This window comes from Pedobacter sp. 01T416_2 (genome assembly GCF_056398925.1).
Genome location: NZ_JBFTQI010000281.1, coordinates 1 through 6,835 on the forward strand (window position 1 = coordinate 1; position 6,835 = coordinate 6,835).

A 6,835-nucleotide genomic window follows, 5' to 3' on the forward strand; every position below is an offset into this window, starting at 1 on the left:
GTGCTTACCTCGTAGAAGACGTTGCCGTTGGGATTCGTTGTTGTCTTTTTCGAATAAATCATAACTCCCGGCTGGCCAGCTACAGCACTATAACTCGTATAGGTGCATTTGCCACCATTTACGCTGAAATCTTCGCCAGGCACACTTTCCTGGACTACTCGGGCAAGTGGAGATGTTTCAAATGTTTGCCTTGCAAATGGATAACCATTATCAGCAGGGTAGGCCGTGCTCACTAGGCCTGTCATGGTTCCTGCAGTCCAGTTCATGGCGGCAAAATCGCTGCAGTAGCTAAACATTGGGTTTTGTTGGGGAGAAATATATGCCTGTTTCGTCCTTATGGCCATTCTGCCCAGATTGTCGGATACCAGCTGACCAACCACCATTTGTGTGCCAGCATATTGCTGCGCCTGGATATTTTTGCCATTTGCATCGTCGAATGAGATAGCAGCCATTGGTGTTACTGCTGTAGCGATTTGTGAAATGGCTACCTTGTTGCCAAAGAAAATGGTGGGTACACCAGACAAATTAGCAGATGCTGTATAGCTGAAGATCATTTTTCCATCTGCCCAGAAAACAGCAGTTGACTGGCCGGCAAGCAATGTCCACTGCTTGTTCATGGTATATACTGCTATATTAGCACCATCCAGTTTCAGCGCATAACGGTAAGCGTTGTCGGGACTGGTAATCGTCCAGCCTTTGCCCGTGGCAGCGCCTGTGCTGATAGTAGATGTTGCAGGAAGCAGGAAGCCGGCATTATTAAATGCAATGCAAAGAGCAGCGGACAAGGTACCTGCATCAAGCTGGGCTGCAAACGGATTCTGGGGAAGGTTAAATGCGCGTGCATCCACAGCAGGCAGCACGTTTGCTCCGGTCGAATCCAGCAATTGCCAGGAAGTTAATTGCGGATTCCACTGAATGGTAAGTACCGATCCCAGGTGGATTCCCAATGGCGCATCAGGCGTTTCGAGCAGATTGAATTCAACATCCAACGCATAATCTGAGGTCAAATTACCGTCGGCATATGTGAGCGAGCCTGCTGTACCAGCTGATTGCTGCGTAAGGACGGTTCCAGTTACAATCCAGTTACCGGCTCCTTGCTGCCATACGGACGACCACTCTGGGCCACGTGTAAATTCGGTGAGCTCGCCGCCATTGGTCCCGGTAATAGTAAGTGAAGCATTAGGGTTTGCGGGAGCAAATACCCCCAGGTTTCCACTACGGGACAAGTAACCATTTTGAATTTTTGAAGTCCTGTCTGCCGCATTGGTGGATAAAATTTCCTGCTGGAAACTGTCCAATACTTTACGGCTTATTTCGCCATTTGCGCCAAGTACGGCTGTAGGCTGTTCTAAAGTGTTATTATAGCTGTAAGCCTCGAAGATACATGCCAATGGTGTGAACCGCAGATTATCTACAAGCACGTTGCAGGATGTATTCGCATTTTCACAAATAATTGTAATCTGCGCAGTGCCCTTCGGGTTGGGAAGATCAATTAATTGGGATACATACACCCACTGACCAACGGTATCGGGGAAGTTGAGAACAGTCGGGGTGCCGCCGGCAACCGATATTTGCCAGGAGGCATTACCGGCGCTATTGTTAAATGTTGAGGGTTTTTTAACCCAGGCAGAAAATATATATTGCTGATCCTGGCGAATAGGGGTAAATGAGCCTTGCACGCCTGCTGCGCCGTGGCTGCCTGCTGCAATGCTTAGGCTATTAGTGCCTGTATGGGCATCCACCACGGTATTTTGGCTATTAGGAACAATAGTCCCACCAGATCCAATTACCCAGCCAATTGGCGTTTCGTAAGTTTCAAAATCATAATAGCTCACTTCATTTCCCGATAGACTGCCATTTGGAAATTTGGCAACTAATGACTGCTGGTTTTTATCGTAAATGAATGACGAAACAAGTCCATTGCCATCTACCTGCTCTGTTATGAGGTTACCGGTACCTGATCTGGAAATGATTTTAGTCTTTAATTGCCATGCAGCTGTCGGCGTGTCGGATGGGAATTGTGGTGCCACAGTGCCTGGTGTTGTCCAGTCAAAAATTTGATAAGCAGCCAGTTTGCACGAACCGGCACCAGTACAATCGGTGTTCACGACATTGTTCGCCCAGTTACGGAAAATGGTCGCCTGGCTCTTCACATAATTTCTTGAACTATTATCTGCCGGCGCTACACTTTGGGTTGTCATAGCCACCGTAGAGAACATGTGCAGCTTGTTGAACGAAGCAGCATATGCCGGAACCTGGTAAGCGTATAAGGTTTCTATGCGGAGATTTTTCTGCACACCGTCTGCATCATAATAAGATTTCTCCTGAGATAATAATACGCCGGTTGTCTTGTCGTAAGTGCCTGTTGACCATTGTACAATGCCATCTTTCATATTGGCCGTCTTTTCGCAACGTGCATATCCGCCTAAAAGATATTTACCGGAAACATCTTTTGAATAGATGGTCCAGTAATTCAGCTGCGACGATACGAGACTGCCGTCGTTTGCAAAATCTTTTTGGCCCAGTTGAATTCCATTAAGAATATTCTGAAAATTCTGGAGCCCACCGGAAGGATAAAGCGTCGATTGCTGGGCCAATCCGTTGGAATAATAAAACTGACTACTTCCTTCTGGTGTGGATGTTGGTAAGGCAGCTATCTCTTTAACACCGGGAACTACAATTACCAGTGGATACTGCGCCACGCCCATTAAGGCATTGTAAACAATTTGAGATTCGGGGGAGTTGGCGTAGTAGTAGGATTGTGTAAAACTTTGCGTGGTGTCGTACTGATCCTCAATCACAAGGTATGCCACGGGTGTATCTGTCACGGACTGGTTGAAATTAACTTCATCCAGATTCCATAAATCCATTGTAGGGCTTGCATCGAAAGAAGCTGCAGACGAAGGATAGGTGACCAGAAAGCGGCCGGCAACCAACATTGTTCCGGCAGTGCCATCGGGTACATATGATTTTACATTATTCAGCTTCTGCGGCACTTGTGCATTTCCATTTCTTAAAGCTGCTACGTAGGATGATGCTGTATTGTCGCTGGCATCCTGGTAGCTAATAAATCTCGGACCCCGGTTTTGGAGACTTTGCGGATAATTGAAACTGTTGAGTTGTGTTGACAATGATCGCCATGTGCCATCTGTGCCGCGGAAATAAATGGTTTTGCCAACCGTCATATAATTACCAGAAACACTCGGGTTAGTCCCGGATGGAACATTTGACAAAATAGACCATGAGCCGGCATTGGGATTGAACGCTGCCCATTGATTTGCTGCAGAACCGCTGGCAGGAGAAAGAATGGATATATCCTCACCAGTGGCCATGTTCAAACCAATTGTAGCGCCAGGAGAAGAAAAGCTTTTTGGATTCCAAACCGAGCCATAGCTCTGATCGCCGCCGGCATCCCGCAACATTGCGAGATTATTATTTACGGTGGATCCAACTATAGATGTCTGGAATATTTGATAGAGTAAATTTCCGCTTACTATAGGAGAAGACAAATCAACCATGCCTGGTGATGACGTGTTCAGGACAAAGAAATTCTCGTCCCAGTTAAATAATCTAAGGCTATAATTAATAGCCGTATCGGTAGTAGATGTAGCAAATGTAAGTACCAATGAGCTTGGCGTGGGGCTTACGGCGAGGAAGGCCATATTGGTTGGCTGATCTACTACTATATCGATATTGCTTAAAGTCCATGTACTGCCGGCGTTCCATGTGCCATCTAAAGCGCGGTAAAACAGATAATTTTTCAGTTGTCGGGAACTCGGGAGATAACAGGACACTGCATAAAAATTCTGAACCGCAGTAATGGCAGCCAGTACACAATCAGAAGAATTTGGCAACAGCGGAGATCCGTTCCCGTTCCACATTCCATCCTGCCAGTTATACGAAAATCCCTGTACCCGGGTGGTGGTATAATCGGTGTTATAAGCCATTACAAAGCTGTCTCCTGCAACAAAAACGGACTGAGCTTCTGAATTGGCCTTTACGGTAAGCACGAAAGGCTGATTATTGTACATAACCCAGTTTCCGAATTTTAAGTCCTGTCCTGCGTCATCGTTACGGAACAGGTACAATTCATCGTTGCCTGTGGAACTATTGCGGAGGGAAAGCGCGAAGAAATTCTCCGTTGTTTGTACCATCAGGCTACCGGTCGCTACAGTCTTACTAATGCTGATGGTTTGGTTAACCCATTGTCCATTCCACGATTGGATTTTTACCTGTACCTGGTTGCTGCTCTGGTAAGTGAATACAACGTAATTGGAACCAAACCAAACTCGGGGAATACTGCCGGTGATCGGATTTTGCAGTTGCACTTTTTTTGATGAATTAGTAGATGTTATGGTTTGTGCCTTGTATTCAAATGACGCTTTGCCGCCTTCGGGATATACAACGGCACTTAGGGCGCCAGGGTTGATGCTGGACGGATTTGTCGGGAAATATTCAAAATTCATTGCCGGAAGTGTTTCGCCGTTATTTGTGTACTGAAACACCGACTGGAGACACCGTTTGTACATCAATGAATAATTGCTGTTTGATGATGCCGCATTATTGATGAATTCGTAGGTGAACTTCATACCCGAGAGTGGGTTGCCATCTGCATCTGCCACGTCAACAGAATCTAAAAAATAGGTTTCATACCTGTCTTGATAGGCGTTGGGAGAGGGGGGCGCTATCTGGGTATGCAATGGCTGGTATTCGACAATTGGAGTGCCGTCACTTGCACCGCCAGGATTAAGGATGCCGAATTTATTTCCATAATTCAAAGTAATGACCCGGCCATAGCTGTCAATTACCTTTCCCAAATAAGAGGCCTGTGTATACGCAAGTCCGGAGGAAATTAATTTCTGTGCTACGTTTGTGTATTGATAGTTAACTGAATTGCCCATTGGCGTTACAATGGATGCGAGATTCCAGGACGTGGGATAGAGCACCTGCGTTGCGCCAACATTACTGGAACCGATCCAGTTTCCCCAGCTTATACCCCATTGGGTTGCATTTGAAGCGGTGTCGTTTCCCGCGCCATAAGTGTAGGTGAACCCGTCTTCTTTTATAATGATCCAAATCTTTAGTGCAGGATTATACTGTACTGACCAAAACTGAAAATTCCGCAGTTGAAATATCCAGTTGCCGCTTACGGTTTCACCGGTTTTTACCATTGGGTTGGAACTGCCTCCGGAGACCAGGTAGTAGGTGTCAGACGTTACCGATGCACTTCCTCCTTTGTCTACTGTAATCATTTCAATAGGCATCTGCCAGCCCAGCCCAAGGATGCCTGTAGGAGCCTCTGTATTCCAGGTATTTAAGTTGTTTTTTATATTGCTGGAATAAAGAACAGATAGCTTTACATCAAGGCCTTCGAGCCCCGGTAAAGTCATCAGATCCAATGGCATAGATACACAGCCGCGAAATTTATTGACGCTGCTTTTAATGTTGCCTATTGCCGTTTTATCAAACTCAAAAGAGTGTAATGCAGGCACTTCAGATTGAGCAGCACCGCTGCCATTATTTGATGGTTTAGTAGACATAACAGGATGGATTTTATTTGAGAACTTTTAGTGATTGAAGTTGGAGATGCGTTATTTGGCTAAAAAATGTAGACCTAGTATTTTAATTCAAAACAGTAAACTGTTTCTCTATCTTTTCTAGGGAAATTTGTTCTATTTGTCTTGGAAGGGTTCTAAAACAGGTTCCTTCTTTGGGCAGGGTTGTCATCATATGCCTCAGATAGAAGTCATCAGGAACATGGAATACACTTGTTTGTGCGGGGTCTGCCTCTTCGTCTACATGACAACAAAGCAGCGGTAAATGGGCTGGTATAGCCACACCTGCGGCAACGGGTCTAATGGCCATGCTTAAATTGGGCGGTGAGCCATGGACTGCTCTCGTATTCATGAATAACACTTGTCCAGCCTTCATAGGAATGTAATGCATGTGCCTGGCTTCAATAGTGTCTACCCATTCGGTATAAGGTAGCATGGTAGGTGAACGGTAAAGATTTTTTAAGCGATGGCTTCCAGGCAAAACGCCAAGGCAGCCATTGGTTTTATCTACGTCAACGAGCGGGCACCAGATACTAAGTCCTGTGTGATTTTCTTCTTCTACAAAAGTGGGATCCTGATGCAGCGGGAACTTACCATATTCTGAGTCTGCGCGCTTGGCCACGAAGCTTCCTAAAACAAATTTATATTCATTTAGTGCAGGAAGCAGGCTCCGTTCAAAAACCGGTAAGATATTTTGATGGATGAAACGCCGCATTTCAATATCCTGAAGTACCACAGAAGCAACAAAATCGAATGTATGTTGCACCTCCACAGTTGTAAAAACCGACTTTAAGTCTGCTATATCTTTTGTGCTAAGAAGATCCAAAACCAAATATCCCTGCTCCTGGAAAGTTGCATTATATTTTTGGTCAACGAATACATTTTGTACCATAATTTATTGGATTAAAAAAATGAAAATCACATCCAGTTATATATAACGCTGCTGTTGTGTGGTGCTTTCGTTGGAATAATTTTCGAAAGTACCCGCATAATAGTTGCAGTCGTAATGATGGACCTCTTATCTTCGTAGTATGTTCCCGAAGGATTGTTCCAGGGCTCGTAACAGAAGTTATCTGTCACGCGGAGATTTGCCGAACCATACCACTGCCCATTCTCTGCCTGCCAGTTGAGCAAGGTGCGAAGATGAGCGCCTATTTTTTCATCAGCATAACCTCTGATGCATTCAATGCCGATATAACAGGCAAGATCAAAAGCATTGTCTATCTGAATAGAAGATACATCATATTCATAAGTATCCAGCGGTTCCTGTAGGCCCAAGC

General features: G+C 45.3%; 3 protein-coding genes. All 3 read right to left on the minus strand.

Annotated features, from left to right (window positions below):
- Positions 1 to 5,540, minus strand: a 5,540-nt coding sequence (locus tag AC1DPQ_RS13300) for a DUF6443 domain-containing protein (RefSeq protein ID WP_477609685.1), incomplete at its 3' end; no start/stop codon positions are given.
- A gap of 82 nt (positions 5,541 to 5,622) precedes the next feature.
- A complete protein-coding gene (locus AC1DPQ_RS13305; RefSeq protein WP_477609687.1) occupies positions 5,623 to 6,447 on the minus strand; it encodes a phytanoyl-CoA dioxygenase family protein in 825 nt (274 codons plus the stop codon).
- 26 nt (positions 6,448 to 6,473) lie between these two features.
- Positions 6,474 to 6,835 (minus strand): hypothetical protein (locus AC1DPQ_RS13310; protein WP_477609689.1); only part of this gene is annotated, 362 nt, incomplete at its 5' end.

Coding starts and splice junctions, on each gene's coding strand:
- AC1DPQ_RS13305 (WP_477609687.1), bottom strand. CDS start 6,447: ATGGTACAAAATGTATTCGTTGACCAAAAATATAATGCAACTTTCCAG.